The following is a 16,731-nucleotide window of genomic DNA, read 5'->3' on the forward strand; positions in this document are numbered from 1 at the left end:
GACAACAACGGACTGAGCGAGGAGCGCACGTGGGCCTTGTCGTGCAGAAGTACGGAGGCTCCTCCGTAGCCGATGCCGAAGGCATCAAGCGCGTCGCCAAGAGGGTCGTGGAAGCCAAGCAGAACGGCCACCAGGTGGTCGTCGTGGTTTCCGCGATGGGCGACACGACGGACGAGTTGATCGATCTCGCCGAGCAGGTATCCCCCCTTCCTGCCGGGCGCGAGCTCGACATGCTGCTGACCGCCGGAGAGCGGATCTCCATGGCCCTGCTGGCCATGGCGATCAAGAACCTGGGCCACAACGCCCAGAGCTTCACCGGCAGCCAGGCAGGTGTCATCACCGACTCCGTCCACAACAAAGCCCGCATCATCGATGTCACGCCGGGCCGCATCCAGGCCTCGGTGGACGAGGGCAACATCGCCATCGTCGCCGGGTTCCAGGGCGTCAGCCAGCAGGGCAAGAACATCACCACGCTCGGCCGGGGCGGCTCCGACACCACCGCCGTCGCGCTGGCCGCGGCGCTCGATGCCGAGGTGTGCGAGATCTACACCGACGTGGACGGCGTGTTCACCGCCGACCCGCGCGTGGTGACCAAGGCCAGGAAGATCGACTGGATCTCGTTCGAGGACATGCTCGAACTGGCGGCCTCCGGTTCCAAGGTGCTGCTCCACCGTTGCGTGGAGTACGCCCGCCGGTACAACATCCCGATCCACGTCCGCTCGTCGTTCAGCGGGCTCCAGGGCACGTGGGTCAGCAGCGAGCCGATCAAGCAAGGGGACAAGAAGGTGGAGCAGGCTCTCATCTCCGGTGTCGCACACGACACCTCCGAGGCCAAGGTCACGGTCGTCGGTGTGCCGGACAAGCCGGGCGAGGCGGCCTCGATCTTCCGCACGATCGCCGACGCCGAGATCAACATCGACATGGTCGTGCAGAACGTGTCCGCCGCGTCCACCGGACTGACGGACATCTCCTTCACGCTCCCCGAGAGCGAGGGGCCCAAGGCCATCGAGGCCCTGGAGCGCAACAAGGGCGCCATCGGCTTCGACTCCCTGCGCTACGACGACCAGATCGGCAAGATCTCCCTGGTCGGCGCGGGCATGAAGACCAACCCGGGTGTCACCGCCGACTTCTTCACCGCGCTCAGCGACGCCGGGGTCAACATCGAGCTGATCTCGACCTCCGAGATCCGCATTTCGGTGGTCACCCGCAAGGACGACGTGGACGAGGCCGTCCGCGCCGTGCACTCCGCCTTCGGGCTGGACTCCGACAGCGACGAGGCCGTCGTCTACGGGGGCACCGGCCGCTGATGGCCGCCTCCACCGGGTCCGGCCGCTCCGGACGGCCGACGCTCGCGGTCGTGGGAGCGACCGGCGCCGTCGGCACGGTCATGCTCCAGATCCTGTCCCAGCGGGCGGACATCTGGGGGGAGATCCGCCTGATCGCCTCCTCGCGCTCGGCCGGCCGCAAGCTGGCCGTGCGCGGTGAGGAGGTCGAGGTCGTGGCCCTCACCGAGGAGGCCTTCGACGGGGTCGACGTCGCGCTGTTCGACGTCCCCGACGAGGTGTCCGCGCAGTGGGCCCCCCTCGCCGCCGCCCGGGGCGCGGTGGTGATCGACAACTCCGGCGCCTTCCGGATGGCCCCCGAGGTGCCGCTGGTCGTCCCGGAGGTCAACCCGCACGCCGCCCGGATGCGGTCGCGCGGGATCATCGCCAACCCCAACTGCACCACCCTGTCGATGATCGTCGCGCTGGGCGCGCTGCACGCCGAGTTCGGCCTGCGGGAGCTGGTGGTCTCCTCGTACCAGGCGGTCTCCGGGGCCGGACATGCGGGCGTCCGCACGCTGCGCGAGCAGCTGTCCCTGGTCGCCGGGACGGAGCTCGGCACCAGCCCGGGCGACGTGCGGCGGGCCGTCGGCGACAACACCGGGCCGTTCGCGGAACCCGTCGCGCTCAACGTCGTGCCGTGGGCCGGTTCCCTGCGGGAGGACGGCTGGTCGTCGGAGGAGATGAAGGTCCGCGACGAGTCCCGCAAGATTCTCGGCCTGCCCCGCCTGCCGGTCGCCGTGACCTGCGTACGGGTCCCGGTCGTCACCACGCACTCCCTCACCGTGCACGCCCGCTTCGAGGACGAGGTCACGGTGGACCGGGCCCGCGAGATCCTCGCGACCGCCCCCGGCGTGGTGCTGTTCGACAACCCGGCCGCGGGCGAGTTCCCGACGCCCGCGGACGTCGTCGGCACCGACCCGACGTGGGTCGGGCGGGTGCGCCGCGCCCTGGACGATCCGACGGCGCTCGAACTCTTCGTCTGCGGGGACAACCTGCGCAAGGGCTCCGCGCTCAACACGGCGCAGATCGCCGAACTGGTGGCGGCCGAGACCTGACGGAGCGTGAAACCCCCTGGTTCCGGCGGGTTTCGTTTGTAGGATCTGTGTCAGTCGAGTGGGCCGGGTTGATGGTCCCGATCACTTGAACCGGCCGGTCCGGGAACCGAGGATGGGAACCCGAGGATCGACCTCCCCGCCCGCCGCAACCGAGCGGCGGGCGGGGAGCGTCTTTGCGGTCACCCTTTGCCGGTGCGTGGGGACGCGGTCTTTCAGACGTGGGGACGTCTGGAACCGGGCGTGGGGACGCCCGTTCATATGAGACACAGGGGAAGAGCGGGACGCATGAGGTCATGGAGTGCGTGGTCGGACGCGGTGGGGCACGCCGGCGGAGCCGAGGCGGTGGCACCCGGGTCGCTGTCCGACGGGCCCGCGGCCGGGGCGCCCGGCGTGCCACCCTCCGCGGCGGTCGGCGCAAAAGTGATGCCCGGCACGTACAACCCTTACGGGGGGAGACGTGTCCAACTGGCGTGGCTGAGGTACTCGACTTCACAGCGGCGCGCGGTGCGGCTCTCCGCCCCCGTTCCCCCCGCCAGGCTCTCCGACCGCGACTGGCCGGCGTGCCCGGTGGCATGCCGGTGATCGCGCCCATGCCCGCAGCGCGGCCGGTCCGCATACCCGATCAGCGCGACGGCACCGACGACGCCGTCGCGGCCGGTACCACCGTCGACCACCTCACCGAGACCTACCGCGCCCACTACCGTTCCCTGCTGGGCCTCGCCGCGCTCCTCCTCGACGACACCGCCTCCTGCGAGGACGTCGTCCAGGAGGCGTTCATCCGGGTGCACTCGGCCCGCAAACGCGTCCGTGACCCGGAGAAGACCCTGGCGTACCTGCGGCAGACGGTCGTCAACCTCTCCCGCTCGGCGCTGCGCCGCCGCATCCTCGGCCTGAAGCTGCTGTCCAAGCCCATGCCCGACATGGCGAGCGCGGAGGAAGGCGCCTACGACCAGCTGGAGCGGGACTCCCTCATCCAGGCCATGAAGGGCCTGCAGCGCCGCCAGCGCGAGGTGCTGGTGCTGCGCTACTTCGCCGACATGACGGAGGCACAGGTCGCCGAGTCGCTCGGCATATCGCTGGGCTCCGTGAAGGCGTACGGCTCGCGCGGCATCGCGGCGCTGCGGGTCGCCATGGAGGCGCCGGCATGAGCGACGGTAAGGGCATGCACGACCACGACCGCCCGAGCGGCGGCGACCGGCCCTCCGAGGATCCCGCACGTCCGGACCGGCCCGGCCCCGGGAAGGAAGCGGAGAGCGGCGGCAGCCTTAGCGGCTCCAGCGGCTCCAGCGGCTCCAGCGGCTCCAGTGACTCCAGCGGCTCCGGGAGCCCGGCGGAACCGGCGAGTCCGCGTTCCGGGGAGCCCGTGAGCGCCGAGGGATCTGTGAGCGTCGAGGGCTCCGGGAGCGCCGGGGGCTCTGCGGACGATGAGGGCTCCGCGAACGCCGAGGGGCCGGCGGGCTCCGCCGGCGCCGGGAACGCGGCCGACGCCGGGGAGTCCGCGCGCGCTGGAGCCTCCCACGGACCGGCGGACTCCGCGGACCCGGGCAGCACCGGGGAGCTCGGCGCGGACGAACGCGCCCTGCGTGACCTGCTGCACCAGGCGGTGCGCGAGGTGGAGCCCAGCGACGGAACCCTCGACTACCTGCGCCGGGCCGTCCCCGCCCGCCGGGCCCGCAAACGGCAGGCACTGGTCGGCATGGCGGCCGCCGCGCTCTTCGTCGGCACCGCCGTCCCCGCCGTCGTGCACGTGTCCACCTCGTCCGGCTCCGACGCCAACCCGTCCGCCGTCGGCCACGCCTCGCAGGCGCAGGGCGGCACCAGCCAGGGCAAGGGCCCGGACAACGGCGCGAGCACCGCCGGAGGCTCCTCCGACGAGATCGAGGGCACCGGCAAGGGCGGCGAGAAGGGCAAGGACGAAGGCACCGGCAACAGCACCGGCGCCGGCGCGACGGAGGGCACCGGCCCCTCGTCCAGCGCCGACACCGGCGCCCCCGCGTGTACCGCCGACCACCTCGGTGCCGCCGTCGCGAGCACCGCGGCACCCGACTCCACGGGCACCGTGTACGGCGCGTTCCGGGTCACCAACAACTCGGGGGACACCTGCACGGTCGGCGCCCCGGGCGGGATCGGCGTGGCCACGCAGGGCGCCGCCGACCCGGCCAAGGTCTCCACCATGCGGCATGCGCCGGGCGACGCGGCGGCCGGACTGCCCGACCCGTCCCTGGAAGCCGCCTCGGGGCTGCTGCTGAAGCCGGGCGCGGCCTACGAGGTGAAGTTCGCGTGGGTGCCGAGTGAGACCTGCCCGACCACCGGCGGCGCCTCAGGGGGAGGAACGGGCGGCCCCTCGCCCGACCCGACGCCCAGCGGGGGCACGACCACCACCGGTGCCACCACGGGCGCCGGCGGTGACGACGGCGCCTCCCCGCAGACCCTGCGCGGCGACGGCACGGTCGAGGGCAGTGTCACGGTGACGTACACGGCGGCCACCGGGACCGGCGCGGCCAGCGCGACGGTGGCCAACGCCTGTGCGGGCACCGTCTACTGGACGGGCATCCTGACGGCGTCCTGACGGCCGCCCGACAGCGGAGCGGCCGGGACCGTACACACGGGCCCGGCGTCTCTCACCCCCCGACCCCCCGAAGGGCCCCCTCACACCCCGGAGGGGCTGGGCCGCTCGCGCTCCTGCTCCCGCGCGTCCTCCGGCCTCCCGGACGCGTCCGGGCCCTCGGACCGGTCCGCGTCCGCGTCCTGGCCCTGGCCCGCGCGCCCGCCGTCGTCCCCGTCCGGGAGCAGGCCCAGCTCGGCGTCCCGGGCGAACTCCAGCTCCCGGCGCAGCAGCCGGAACCACATGAAGATCACGAAGCCCACGAAGGCGAACCACTCGGCGGTGTAGCCGAGGTTCTGGAACGCCTTCAGGTCCAGTCCCGTGCCGCTCGGCGCCCGCGCGGGCACCGCCGTCATGCCCGAGTCCCCGCGGTTGAGCGTGATCCAGGCGTTGTACACGTCGTACGGCACCAGGTTCACCAGCGAGGCCGCGCTGATCGCACCGGTCTGCCCCTCGGGCAGGCCGCCGCGGGTGCTGACGCCGTTGCTGCCGGGCGTCTCGGACGCCTGCAGCGCCCCGGTCACGGTGACCTCACCGGTGGGCGGCGCGGGCACCGAGGCGGGGTCGGGCGATCCGGGCAGCCAGCCGCGCACCACCGGCAGGGCCCGGCCGGAGTCGGTGCGCAGCAGCGTCATCACATACGTGCCGGTCCGGCCGTCCAGGTCCCGGTCGGGGACGAGGAACTGCTCGTCGTAGCGCCCGCTGGCGGTGGCCTGCTTGCCGGACGTCGCCTTCGTCACGGGCAGCAGCGAGTCCAGCGGCTCGGCGGCCTCACGAGCGCCCGATTCGGCCTGCTCCCGGGCGCCCTCGTGGCTCTCCACCCGGTCCTCGAACCGGCCCAGCTGCCATGAGCCCATGTAGATGCAGAAGGGGATGGCGAGCAGCACGAAGACGTTGATCCCCCACCATCGGGGCGTCAGCAGAAACCGGTACACGCCCTCAACGGTACGGGGCCCGCGGCCCGTCCCCGTGCGCGGGGTACGCGCCGCCCCGGCCCGTCACGGGCGACCGCGGGAGCGGTGCCCGCCTCGCTACCCGCCCACCTGGTGCCTCTCCGCTAGTACCGCTCGGCGAGGTGTTCGCGGCCCGCCGGGGGCTCGTAGGCTTCCGGCCAGAAGTCCGTGATCGCGGATATGCGGCCCGAGCCGTCCCCGGTGAAGAAGGAGAGGGCCGGCATCTCCTCCTCGCCGACCGTGAACCGCGCCCAGGTGACCACCTGGTCCCCCTCGGCGACGATCCGCTCGATCCGCAGGTGCCAGTCGCCCGGATACTCGCGGTTGAACCGGACGTAGCGCTCGCGGCCGCTGATCCGCTCCCTGGTCTGGGGCAGGGTGTAGACGACGTCCTCGGCCAGCGTGGCGGCGAACGCGGTCCAGTCCCGGGCCTCGGCGGTGGCCCAGAACCGCTGGACGGTCTCTCGGAGATCGGTCATGCCGGGCAGTCTGCACCCCGCCACTGACAACGGCCCCCGGGAACGCTTCCGCCGGGGGATCCGGGGACATCCGGTGAACGTTCCGGTCGAGGTTTTCCACAGGCTGGGGACCTCGGGAGCACGATGGCCGCCGGGACGGGCAGTATGGATCCATGACTGAGAGCAACGGGTCCGACGCGCCGAATCGAGCGGACCAGACCGAGCGTGTGCAACAGGGCGAGGACATGCCTGCCTGGGAGAAGCGCTTCCGGGCGCCCAGGGTGTCCCTCCCCGACTGGGCGGAGGACGCACCCGACCGCTCCCTGTTCGTGTCCAACGCGACAGGGACGTACGAGCTGTACGCCTGGGACCGGGCGACCGGTGAGCAACGACAGGTGACCCACCGGCCCAACGGCACCACGGACGGCGTGCTCTCGCCGGACGGTGAGTGGATCTGGTGGTTCGACGACAAGGACGGCGACGAGTTCGGCGTCTGGCGCCGTCAGCGCTTCGAGGGCGGCGAGGACGAGCTCGCCACGCCGGGCCTCGACCCCTCCTATCCCGCAGGTCTCGCCCTGGGCCGGGACGGCCGCACTGCGGTCGTCGGCCGCTCCACGGACGAGGACGGCACCACCATCCACCTGGTGCGCACCGGGGAGCAGCCGGTGGAGATCTACCGCCACCGCGAGTCGGCGGGCGTCGGCGACCTCTCCCACGACGGTTCGCTGATCGCCGTGGAGCACACCGAGCACGGGGACGCGATGCACTCCGCGCTCCGCGTGGTGAGGCCCGACGGCAGCACGGTCGCGGAGCTCGACGACACCGAGGGCGGCACCCGCGAGCTGGGCCTCGACGTGCTGGGCTTCGCCCCCGTCGCCGGCGACACCCGGCTGCTCATCGGCCACCAGCGCCGCGGCCGCTGGGAGCCCCTGGTGTGGGACGTGGCGACCGGCGAGGAGAGCGACCTGGCGCTGGACCTGCCCGGCGACGTGAGCGCCGAGTGGTACCCGGACGGCTCGGGCCTGCTGATCGCCCACGGCTTCGAGGCGCGCGGCGAGCTGTTCCGCTACGACCTCGCCGCACGCCGACTGGAGAAGATCTCCACCCCGCGCGGCGGGATCTCGGGGGCGACGGTCCGCCCCGACGGCAGCGTGGAGTACCTGTGGTCGTCGGCGGCCGAACCGCCGGCCGTCCGGTCCACGACCGGCGGGGTCGTGCTGGACCCGCCGGGCATGAAGTCGCCCGGTTCGGTGCCGGTGGAGGACGTGTGGGTGGAGGGGCCCGGCGGCCGTATCCACGCGCTGGTGCAGCGGCCGGCCGGCACGACCGGCCCGCTCCCCACCGTCTTCGACATCCACGGCGGCCCGACCTGGCACGACAGCGACTCCTTCGCGGCCGGTCCGGCCGCCTGGATCGACCACGGCTACGCGGTGGTCCGCGTCAACTACCGGGGCTCGACCGGGTACGGGCGCGCCTGGACCGACGCCCTGAAGCACCGGGTGGGCCTCATCGAGCTGGAGGACATCGCCGCGGTGCGCGAGTGGGCGATCACTTCCGGCCTCGCGGACCCCGCCCGGCTGATCCTCACCGGCGGCTCCTGGGGCGGCTACCTCACGCTGCTCGGCCTGGGCACCCAGCCCGACGCCTGGGCACTGGGCATCGCGGCGGTCCCGGTCGCGGACTACGTCACGGCGTACCACGACGAGATGGAGGCACTGAAGGCGATGGACCGCACGCTGTTCGGCGGCACCCCCGAGGAGGTCCCGGACCGCTTCGAGGTGTCCTCGCCGATCACGTACGTCGACGAGGTAAAGGCCCCCGTCTACATCTCCGCCGGGGTCAACGACCCGCGCTGTCCCATCCGCCAGATCGAGAACTACGTGAAGCGACTGGAGACCCGCGGGGCCGTTCACGAGGTCTACCGCTACGACGCGGGGCACGGCTCCCTGGTGGTGGACGAGCGGATCAAGCAGGTCCGGCTGGAGCTGGACTTCGCGGAACGCCACATCGGCCGCTGACCCGCAGGACGGAGGACGGAGGAGGGGAGGGGAGGGGGGCGGGGAGACCCTAGACCCCCCTCCGCGCCCGCCCCCGCCGTCCCAGCAGTTCCGCGAGCCCTCGTCGCGTGGCCGCCAGGACGACCCGGTCCTCGCGCCGGAGCACATACGTCTCCGGCAGGTCCCAGACCAGGCCCGAGTCGCGCGCCGCGGTGCCGGTCGGCGGCTGGCCGGGCCCCGCGGGCGTCCCGGCCACGGCGGGGGGACCCGCCCCGGCCGGCGGCTGCTCGGAGGCGGCCGTGTCCAGGGCCAGCACCCGCCAGGCCCCGGCGCGGAAGGCCTCGCCGACCGTCCTCCCCTCCAGCTGCGGGTGCCCGCCGACCTGGATCGCCGCGAACAGCAGCACCCGCCGCTCCACGGGGATCGCCCCGAGGATCTGCCGGCCCATCATCGCCCCGGCGAACGCGGGCGCGGCCAGGTGGGACACGCTGCGACTGCGGGTCAGGGCGTCCGGGTGCGCGGCCCGCAGCGTGCGGTACACGGCCTTGGCGAAGTCGTCGTCGTACAGGCGCAGCACCGTCCGCAGGTCGGGCCGTACCGACCGCGCGTACAGGGTGGCCTCCAGGTTGGTGGTGTCCACGCTGGTCAGCGCGAGCAGGGCGTCCGCCCGGTGGATCTTCGCGGCCTCCAGGACACCTTCCTCGGTCACGTCGCCGAGCACCACCGGCACCCTGAGCCGCAGGGCCGTCGCCATGCCCCGCGCGTCGGGATCCGACTCCACGCACACCACCGGGATGTGCTGCTCGCGCAGCCGGGTCAGCACCCGGGTGCCGATCTTGCCGAGCCCGAGCAGCACCACGTGCCCGCTCAGTCCGCGGGGCGGCTTGCGCAGCGACGAGGCGCTGCGGAACAGGCCGCGGGCCTCCAGGACGGCCGCCAGCAGCACCGGCAGCAGCAGTAACCCGACCAGCCCGGACAGCAGTTGCAGTATCTGCCGGCCCATGGAGTCGTTGTGCGCGGGCTCGTTGATCGCGAACAGGTCGAGCAGCGTGACGTAGGTGGCGTGCAGCGGGTCGTCCTCGGTCACCAGGGTCAGGGTGACGGCGAGGGCGACGGTGGCCGCGACGAGGCCCGCGAGGGACCAGCGCAGCCGCCGCGAGAAGAGCGAGGCGATGGGCGGCACCCGCGCCCGCACGGGCGGCAGCGGCGGCCCCGAGTAGGACACCTGCTCCAGCACCACCGTGCCGCGTCCCGTGGCCGCCGACACCGCCTCCGCGTCGGGCAGGAGCTGCGGCCCCTGATCGCCGCTGTCCTCCGAACCCTCCGCGCCGGCCGGGTCGTTGCTCGTCGCGGACAGCAGCGCCAGCGTGCACAGACCGGGGTCGGCGACCTCGCCCGCCGCCGGGGGCTGCCGCTCCACCGCGCGCAGCAGCAGGCCGTCCGCGTCGACGACCTTACTGGTGCCGACGAGGGCGGTGGCGACCAGCGCGGGCGCGGCGGTGTCCGCGTCGGAGAGCACGGTGGTGGAGTTGTCGTCGATCCAGCCCGGCCGTTCGTGCTCCTCCACCCCGAGCGCCAGCTCGGCCGCCTGGTCGAGGAGTTCCTCGATGTGCCGGCCGAGCCGCCGGTTGTACAGGCGCAGGACGAGCCGCAGGCGCGGGTTGAGGCGGCGGGCGGTGAGGGCGGCCCGGATGTTGGTCTCGTCGTCGTCGTCGTACACCAGGGCCAGCGCGGCGGCCCGGTCCACGCCGACGCCGGCGAGCACGCTCTCGGTGGGTTCGGCGGCCTCCACCTCACGCTCGTCCGGGGCGCTGTCGGGGCCGCCGCCGGTGCCCCCGTTGCCGCCGCCCCGGTTGACGGTGGCGTTCACCACCCGGTCCAGCAGGGCCGCGGAGGCCGCGCGGGCCCGCCCGACGACGGGTTGCGGCACCTGCCTCCCGGACGGCGGTACGACCAGGGTGACCTGTTCGCCGTACACGCCCCGCAGTTCGGCGGCGAGGCGGTGGGCCAGACCGTCGTCGCCGCAGACCACCATGTGCGCTGAAGGGCCGCCCGGCAGCACCTGATTCGGAAGGCTCACCACAGGGGAAGAGACTGCCCCATTCCGGCGGGCGGTTCCAGACATGATCACGTCGGGTGTGCGTGGCAGCGGCCTGAACGCCACGGCCCCGCGTCACGTACCCCAGGGAGAAGCGGGTGCGGCGCCCGCGGTCCCGGCAGGCGCACCCACCGGAACCCGGCCCGGCGCCCTGTTTCGCCCTGGTCCACCGACGTTCCTGTCCGCCGAGTCCCTGTCTACGTCCACCGAGTCCCTGTCTACGTCCACCGAGTCCCTGTCTACGTCCACCGACAGCCCTGACCGCCGACAACTGGCATGCGCACCCGGAGGTACCCCGGCCCGTGGCCGTCACCAAGTCAGCACCGCGGGACACCCGGGAGCCCGGCGGCACGGTCCCGCCGGAGCCCGCCGGGGAGCCCGGCCGCGCTCGGGACACCGAGGACTCCCGCCGCATCACCGGCTTCGTGACCCTGGGCCGCGACGGCGCCCCCTACCTGGTCCGCATGACGCTGAACTGCTGTGCCGCCGACGCCCAGCCGGTCAAGATCGCGCTCACCGGAAACGTCCCGCCGGTGCTCCGGCCGGACAGCTGGCTGGAGATCACCGGCACCTACACGCCCCGCCGGACGAAGGACCCCGTCAACGACGGCCCCGTCCCCTACGTGAAGGTCACCGCGTCCCGGCCGGTGCCGCCGCCGTCGGAACCGTACGACGACGCGTGGACCGGCTGAGACCGCTCAGAACCGGCCTGCCCGGGGCGCTGGGGGTGGGGTGGTCCGGGAGCCACGGGGAGACATCCGGGAGCGCTGGGTGCGGTCTGGGAGCCACCGGGTGGAGGCCCGGAAGCAGCTTCCGGCTGACGTCCAGGACAGCCCCGGGCACCTCAGACGCGATGCGTCCCGTCGTCGACCCCGCCGGTGCCGGTGCCGGTAGTGTCCCGCTTCACGGTCTCGCCCCGGATCACCCGCGGGCGCGGTCCGTCCCCCTGGGCCCCGCCGGAGTCCGCGGCCCCCGTGCCCCGGTCGTCGCCCCGGCCCTCGTCGGCCTCCCTGACGGCCCGGGCCTCCGCCTTGAGGATGCGGGCCGACTTGCCCGCCGAACGGGCCAGGCCGGGCAGCTTCTTGGCGGCGAGGAGGGCGATCACGACGATGAGAATGATCGCGAACTCGCTCAGTCCGAACATGGGTCGGTTCCTCTCGTGGGCCGGTACCGGACGGCTGCCGGATGGAGCCGGGCGGGGCTGCGGAAGCCGCGGGGGCGGCCGCGGGGGCCCGTAGAATCTACAGCAATGTAGAGAAGTTGACGGTGTCCGCTCATCTATACGATGTCCGCCGGGTGGACGGAAGGCGGCGGAAGGGAGACAGGCCGTGTCGGACCACGGGCAGCGTCCCCGGCGGCGGGGACAGGGCGAGCTCGAGGCGCTGGTGCTGTCGGCCTTGCGGGAGGCGGACGGCCCGGCGACGGCGGGCTGGGTGCAGCAACGCCTCGGCGGGGACCTCGCCTACACGACCGTCATCACGATCCTGACCAGGCTGCTGGCCAAGGGCGCGGTCACCCGGGAGCGGGCCGGCCGGTCGTTCGCCTGGACGCCCGCCTCGGACCACGCCGGGCTGGCCGCGCACAAGATGCGCAAGGTGCTGGACGCGGAGACCGACCGGGAGGCCGTGCTGGCGAGCTTCGTCACCGGACTCGATCCGGACGACGAACGGCTGCTGCGCGAACTCCTGGATCAGCCGCGGAGCGACGGGGAAGACTGAAGCCTCATGGGGGTGTTCGTCTTCCTGCCGCTGGTGCTGCCGCTGACCGCGTGGCCGATCGCGCGCCTCGCCGAACAGCATCTGCATCCGCGCACCGCGACCCGGATGCTGACCGGCGTCGCGGCGGTGATGGCGGTGTGCAGCACGGTCTGCCTCGCCCTGGTGATGGTGGTCGGCACCGCGCAGCTCCCCGGCAACCCGCTGCCCGACGGCTGGTCGGACCCGGAGGTGCGGGCGGCGGTTCCCTACGACGAGGTGGTGGGCAAGGCGGCCATCCCCGCCCTGTGCGCGGTGCTGCTGGTCTGCACCCGGTCCCTGTGGCGCCACGTCCGCACCCGCCGCCAGGCCCACCGCGCCCTGGCCGGGCTACCGGACACCGAGGTGGCGGTGCTCCCCGACGGCACCCCGTACGCGTACGCGCTGCCGGGCACCGGGCGGCGCCGCGGGCGGGTGGTCGTCACCACCGACCTGTTGGAGCGCCTGGCCCCGGCCGAACGCCGGGCCCTCTTCGCCCACGAGCGGGCCCACCTGTCCGACGGCCACCACCGGTTCCTGCTCACCGTGCGGCTGGCCGCGCAGGCGAACCCGTTCCTGCGCCCGCTGCAGACCGCGGTGGCCTACACGACGGAACGCTGGGCCGACGAGGTGGCCGCCCAGTCGGTCGGCAGCCGCCGCACCGTCGCCACCGCCATCGGCAAGGCGGCCCTGGCCTCCCGGTCCGCGCCGCCGCTGCCGGCGTTCGCGGCCCCGGGCCCGGTGCCCCGCCGGGTGGCCGCCCTGCTGGCGCCGCCCCCGGCCCCGGCCCGCTGGCCCGCGGTGTTCACCTCCGCGGGTCTGGCCGCCTGGGGAGCGGCCGCCGGGACCGCGCTGTCGGCGATGTCCTCCGCGAACGCCGCCCTGATCCTCTTCTCCCTGCTCCGCGCCGCGACCCCGCTGTGATGAGCCGCCCGCGTCGCCGTCAGCCCTGGTAAGGCTGCTGCTGAGGCTGCCCGTGGCCCTGCCCGCCCGGACCCCCGGGGCCGCCGTGCCCGAGCGCCTGCGCCTGCAGCTGCTCCGCCTGCTCGGCGGTCACCCGCTGCTCCGCCCCGCAGAACGTGCACTGGGTCGCGTACTTCGTCGACACGGGGAACAGCGGCACGAAGAACAGGGTGAACTTCGTGAGCCGCTTCCTGAGCGTGTGCGCGGAGGGGTTGCCGCACTGCGCGCACACCAGGGTCAGTATCGCGAGTTGGTACAGGTACCCCTTGGTGCCGAAAATGATCATGCGTTCACTCCCTCGTCCGCTCCGGGCCGTACGCGCTGATGCTGCCACTGCCGCAGGCACCGTGTCCGCCGCCCGGACATTCCCCGGCCGCGTGCGGTGCGGCCGGGCGGTCGCACTCCCCGTGTTCCCGGTCGGCCGTCGGCAATGTCGCGGGACCCGAAACTGCCGTGCCGCACCCCCGCGCCGGTCGGCAGGACCCTGACAAAATCCGGACCATGAGCGAGCCCGGGGAAGTGATCTGCCGTCCGCGCTGGGCGGGCACGTTGTGGTTCCTGACCGGGCTGTGCGCGGCCGGCACGTCGGCGGCCGTCGCCCTCGCGGTCGCCACCGGCGCGGTGCCGTGGCTGATACCGGCCCTGCTGTGCGCGTCCGCGGGCGTCGCCGCGCTGCACCGGGCCACGGGCCGCGTCCGTGCCGACGCCCACGGCCTGCACGTCGGCAGCCTGGTCCGCGCCCGCAGCGTGCCGTGGGCCGACATCGCCGACCTGCGCGTCCACCTCAAGTACGCCAACACGCCCCGCACCCAGGACGTACGCCGCACCGTCCTCGTCCTGACCGACGGCCGCAAGCGCGTCCTGCCCCTCCCGATCGGCGTGACGGCACACGACCCGTACTTCGACGCGACACTGGACGCCCTCCGCGCGCTGCACCGCCGCCACGGCAGCCCCCGCTCGGACCACCTGCCCGTCGTCTCCCACCGCACCGCGGGCCGCGGCTGGACCGTCTCGCTCCTCTTCTGCGTCCTGCTGCTCGCCGGTGCCGTACTGGCGGCATGGGCCGTACCGCAGGCCCAGTCCCACGAGCGGGACTGGCAGTCGGCCGCACCGTGCGGACCTGCGGGCACCTCCGCCGACGGCGACGCGGAGTGCCTGCGCACGCTCCCGGCGACCATTGAGCGCACCGAACCCAACCGCCCCAGGAAGGGCAGCTGGCTGCACCTCACCGACGACCGGCCGGTGGACCGGGTCGCCGTGTCGGAGACGGCCGCCCGGGAGTTCCGCGCCGGGGACCGGGTCCGGCTGACGCTGTGGCGGGGCTCGGTGATGAAGGTCGAGGGCGAGCGCCACGTGTGGCAGAGCCACGTCACCGGAGGCGGGGAGGTTGCCGTCCTCGCCGCCGCCCTCGCCCTCGGCGCGGGCTACCCCGCCGCCCGGATCGTCCTCCGCCTGCGTGCCCGGCGCCGGCCCGACGACGAGGTCCTCCCGTCGGCCGCGCCGTTCGTCGCCGCCCTGCTGGGCACCGGCCTGTGGCTGCTCCCCCTCAGCTACCTCCACTCGGCGGCCCCGCTCGGCACCCGGGCCGCGCTCGGCTGGGCGGGCGCGGGCAGCCTCGTCTCCCTGGCCCTCCTCACCTGGGCCTGGCGGGCCACCCGGGCCGGCACCCCCGGCGCCCCCACCGCGCCGGACACCGCCGAGGAGACGTTCGTCCCGGCCCGCTTCCTGGAGGCCACCGACTACAACCCCCACCACTTCGGCACCCACGTCGTCGTCGGCGGGGACGAGCCGCCGGCCGTCACCCCGCACCCGGGCCCCGGCCGCTACGCGGCCCGCCCGATCCCGGTCCACCGCCTCACCCTGAAGACCGTCCGCAGGGCCCGGGGCGGCGACGGCGAGTCCGTCCCCAAGAACTGGCACGTCGCCGAACTCGACGACGCCGGCACCCCGGTCCACCTGACGGCGGCCCCGGCGGACCTGCCTCGCCTCTTGGCCGCGCTCGCGGACCACGGGTCGGCGGCCGGTGCTCCCGCCACCACTCCCCAGGAGGATCTGGTCGCCGACCGCGGCGAGACCGCCGACTGAGCGGGGAGAGCCCACCCGCTGAGTGGGAGGAGAGGCCGCCGACCGGCGCCGCCCGGAATCACACGGCCGCCACCCTTACGCTCCGAGGGAATCCAGAAACCCGGCCAGCGCGGCATTGAACCCCTCCGGATCCTCCATGTTGGGGTAGTGGCCTCCGCCGACCGTCGTGACCCGGCCCCCCGGCACGCCGCTCACCAGGCGTTCGGCCATCCCGTGGTGGTCGGGGGAGTCCTCCGCACCGTTGATGGCGAGGACCGGCACCCGGATGCCCTTGGCACGCTCCCAGGTGTCCGGGACCGGAATCCGGTGGTCCGGCTCGTCGGCGGTGTGCTTGGCGAGGGTCCGCAGCGCCATCCGGCGCACGCGCAGCACCACCTCCGGCGGCACGTCGTCGAGCGTCCGCCGGGGCCCCACCGTGAACCGGTTGAACGCCTCGACCCAGCCCTCGACATCACCGGCGGCCAGCGCCCGCTGCTGCGCGCCGAACACCTCCAGGCTCCACGGATCCTCGAACACCGGCTCACTGGTCCCCGCACCGCTGACCACCACGGCCCGGACCAGCCCGGGATGCTCCAGCACCGTGTCGACGGCGATCGCACCGCCCATCGACACCCCCACCAGGACCGCGGGGGCGGCGTCCAGGTGGCGCAGCAGCGCGGCAAGATCGTCGGCGGACCGGTACGGCCGCGTGGCGTTGGAGGACGCCCCGTGCCCGCGGGCGTCGGGCGCGATCACCCGGTTCCGGCGCGCGAAGAAGGGAATCTGCTGGTCCCACATGGTGTGGTCGACGAAGCCGCCGTGCAGGAACACGAGGGGCGGCCCGCTCCCCTCGTCGACGTACGCGAGCCAGCCGTCGGACGTCTCGAACGACAGCGTCGGTGGTTCGATGGATTCCAACATGACAACCAAGGTGTCATTTTCTAGCCCGTACGACAACCAGGGTGTCACCCTGGAACGGTGACGAACCCCGATCCCACCACCACCCCCCTGCCCCCCGACCACCTGGCCGACCGGCTGACCGAGGTGTTCGACCTGGTGGGCCCGCTGTACCGCCGGGTGCACCGCAAGGTGGAACTGACCGCACCGCTCGAAGGGCTGTCCGTAGGGGTGCGCGCGGTGCTCGACCTGCTCCACAAGCAGGGCCCCCTGACGGTCCCCCAGATGGGCCGTGCCCAGGACCTCAGCCGCCAGTTCGTCCAGCGCATGGTCAACGACGCCGCAGCCCAGGGCCTCGTCGAAACCGCCCCCAACCCCGCCCACCGCAGATCCCGCCTGATCAGGCTCACCGCCGCCGGCACGACCACCATCGAAGCCGTACACGCCCGCGAACACGCCCTGCTCCGCACCATCGACGGCAACCTCACCACCGCCGACGTCGACGCCTGCCTGCGCGTACTCGCCGCCATGCTCGCCCTCTTCGACGACGTGGACGTCAACGAGCAGCCGCCGCGTGCTTGAG

General features: G+C 73.6%; 15 protein-coding genes and 1 pseudogene. 10 read left to right on the top strand and 6 right to left on the bottom strand.

Annotated elements, in window-relative coordinates; translation table 11 throughout:
• Nucleotides 1-29: 29 nt before the first annotated feature.
• From ACIRPP_RS22245 to ACIRPP_RS22260, 4 genes are all read left to right on the top strand, one after another.
• Nucleotides 30-1,307 (top strand): aspartate kinase, encoded by a 1,278-nt coding sequence (locus ACIRPP_RS22245; RefSeq protein WP_192231453.1) that lies wholly within the window; start codon nucleotides 30-32, stop codon nucleotides 1,305-1,307.
• On the top strand, nucleotides 1,307-2,380 hold the full coding sequence (locus ACIRPP_RS22250) for an aspartate-semialdehyde dehydrogenase (protein ID WP_403645540.1): 1,074 nt from the start codon (nucleotides 1,307-1,309) through the stop codon (nucleotides 2,378-2,380). The genes ACIRPP_RS22245 and ACIRPP_RS22250 overlap by 1 nt, the downstream gene beginning before the upstream one ends.
• A gap of 572 nt (nucleotides 2,381-2,952) precedes the next feature.
• Nucleotides 2,953-3,528 (top strand): SigE family RNA polymerase sigma factor, encoded by a 576-nt coding sequence (locus ACIRPP_RS22255; RefSeq protein ID WP_362098649.1) that lies wholly within the window; start codon nucleotides 2,953-2,955, stop codon nucleotides 3,526-3,528.
• The gene (locus ACIRPP_RS22260; protein WP_403645544.1) at nucleotides 3,525-4,949 is read left to right on the top strand and encodes a hypothetical protein; all 1,425 of its coding nucleotides are present in this window, start codon (nucleotides 3,525-3,527) and stop codon (nucleotides 4,947-4,949) included. Before ACIRPP_RS22255 ends, ACIRPP_RS22260 begins: the two co-directional genes overlap by 4 nt.
• A gap of 80 nt (nucleotides 4,950-5,029) precedes the next feature.
• Here ACIRPP_RS22260 and ACIRPP_RS22265 read toward each other — a convergent pair whose 3' ends face one another.
• Nucleotides 5,030-5,920: an SURF1 family protein gene (locus ACIRPP_RS22265; RefSeq protein ID WP_403645547.1), complete on the bottom strand. Its 891-nt coding sequence runs from the start codon at nucleotides 5,918-5,920 to the stop codon at nucleotides 5,030-5,032.
• Between the two features lie 122 nt (nucleotides 5,921-6,042).
• Nucleotides 6,043-6,417 (bottom strand): nuclear transport factor 2 family protein, encoded by a 375-nt coding sequence (locus ACIRPP_RS22270; RefSeq protein WP_403645550.1) that lies wholly within the window; start codon nucleotides 6,415-6,417, stop codon nucleotides 6,043-6,045.
• A gap of 152 nt (nucleotides 6,418-6,569) precedes the next feature.
• Here ACIRPP_RS22270 and ACIRPP_RS22275 point away from each other — a divergent pair, with 152 nt between their 5' ends.
• Nucleotides 6,570-8,414: a prolyl oligopeptidase family serine peptidase gene (locus ACIRPP_RS22275; RefSeq protein WP_403645553.1), complete on the top strand. Its 1,845-nt coding sequence runs from the start codon at nucleotides 6,570-6,572 to the stop codon at nucleotides 8,412-8,414.
• Between the two features lie 49 nt (nucleotides 8,415-8,463).
• Here the strand turns inward: ACIRPP_RS22275 and ACIRPP_RS22280 are convergent, their stop codons facing one another.
• Nucleotides 8,464-10,428, bottom strand: a complete 1,965-nt coding sequence (locus tag ACIRPP_RS22280) for an NAD-binding protein (RefSeq protein WP_403645902.1) — start codon at nucleotides 10,426-10,428, stop codon at nucleotides 8,464-8,466.
• Nucleotides 10,429-10,901: 473 nt separating this feature from the next.
• Between ACIRPP_RS22280 and ACIRPP_RS22285 the strand changes: the two are divergent.
• A pseudogene (locus tag ACIRPP_RS22285) lies at nucleotides 10,902-11,183 on the top strand (TIGR03943 family protein); the annotation flags it as partial.
• A gap of 152 nt (nucleotides 11,184-11,335) precedes the next feature.
• Here the strand turns inward: ACIRPP_RS22285 and ACIRPP_RS22290 are convergent.
• Complete coding sequence (locus ACIRPP_RS22290) at nucleotides 11,336-11,635, bottom strand: twin-arginine translocase TatA/TatE family subunit (protein WP_403645556.1); 300 nt, start codon at nucleotides 11,633-11,635, stop codon at nucleotides 11,336-11,338.
• 184 nt (nucleotides 11,636-11,819) lie between these two features.
• Here ACIRPP_RS22290 and ACIRPP_RS22295 point away from each other — a divergent pair, with 184 nt between their 5' ends.
• Both ACIRPP_RS22295 and ACIRPP_RS22300 read left to right on the top strand, forming a co-directional pair.
• Nucleotides 11,820-12,209 carry a BlaI/MecI/CopY family transcriptional regulator gene (locus ACIRPP_RS22295; protein WP_164339234.1) on the top strand — a complete coding sequence of 130 codons (390 nt, stop codon included), beginning with the start codon at nucleotides 11,820-11,822 and terminating at the stop codon, nucleotides 12,207-12,209.
• A 6-nt stretch (nucleotides 12,210-12,215) separates the two neighbouring features.
• Complete coding sequence (locus ACIRPP_RS22300) at nucleotides 12,216-13,148, top strand: M56 family metallopeptidase (RefSeq protein ID WP_403645559.1); 933 nt, start codon at nucleotides 12,216-12,218, stop codon at nucleotides 13,146-13,148.
• A gap of 19 nt (nucleotides 13,149-13,167) precedes the next feature.
• Here ACIRPP_RS22300 and ACIRPP_RS22305 read toward each other — a convergent pair whose 3' ends face one another.
• Entirely contained in the window at nucleotides 13,168-13,473 is a 306-nt protein-coding gene (locus tag ACIRPP_RS22305) for a zinc-ribbon domain-containing protein (RefSeq protein WP_403645562.1), read from the bottom strand.
• 215 nt (nucleotides 13,474-13,688) lie between these two features.
• On the opposite strand from ACIRPP_RS22305, the gene ACIRPP_RS22310 reads away from it, so the two are divergent.
• On the top strand, nucleotides 13,689-15,272 hold the full coding sequence (locus ACIRPP_RS22310; protein ID WP_403645565.1) for a PH domain-containing protein: 1,584 nt from the start codon (nucleotides 13,689-13,691) through the stop codon (nucleotides 15,270-15,272).
• Between the two features lie 75 nt (nucleotides 15,273-15,347).
• Here the strand turns inward: ACIRPP_RS22310 and ACIRPP_RS22315 are convergent, their stop codons facing one another.
• Nucleotides 15,348-16,172 carry an alpha/beta fold hydrolase gene (locus ACIRPP_RS22315; protein WP_403645568.1) on the bottom strand — a complete coding sequence of 275 codons (825 nt, stop codon included), beginning with the start codon at nucleotides 16,170-16,172 and terminating at the stop codon, nucleotides 15,348-15,350.
• A gap of 57 nt (nucleotides 16,173-16,229) precedes the next feature.
• Here ACIRPP_RS22315 and ACIRPP_RS22320 point away from each other — a divergent pair, with 57 nt between their 5' ends.
• Nucleotides 16,230-16,730: a MarR family winged helix-turn-helix transcriptional regulator gene (locus ACIRPP_RS22320; protein WP_403645570.1), complete on the top strand. Its 501-nt coding sequence runs from the start codon at nucleotides 16,230-16,232 to the stop codon at nucleotides 16,728-16,730.
• Nucleotide 16,731: the final 1 nt, after the last annotated feature.

It is taken from the genome of Streptomyces sp. NPDC101219, from assembly GCF_044767675.1.
Classification (GTDB): Bacteria; Actinomycetota; Actinomycetes; order Streptomycetales; family Streptomycetaceae; genus Streptomyces.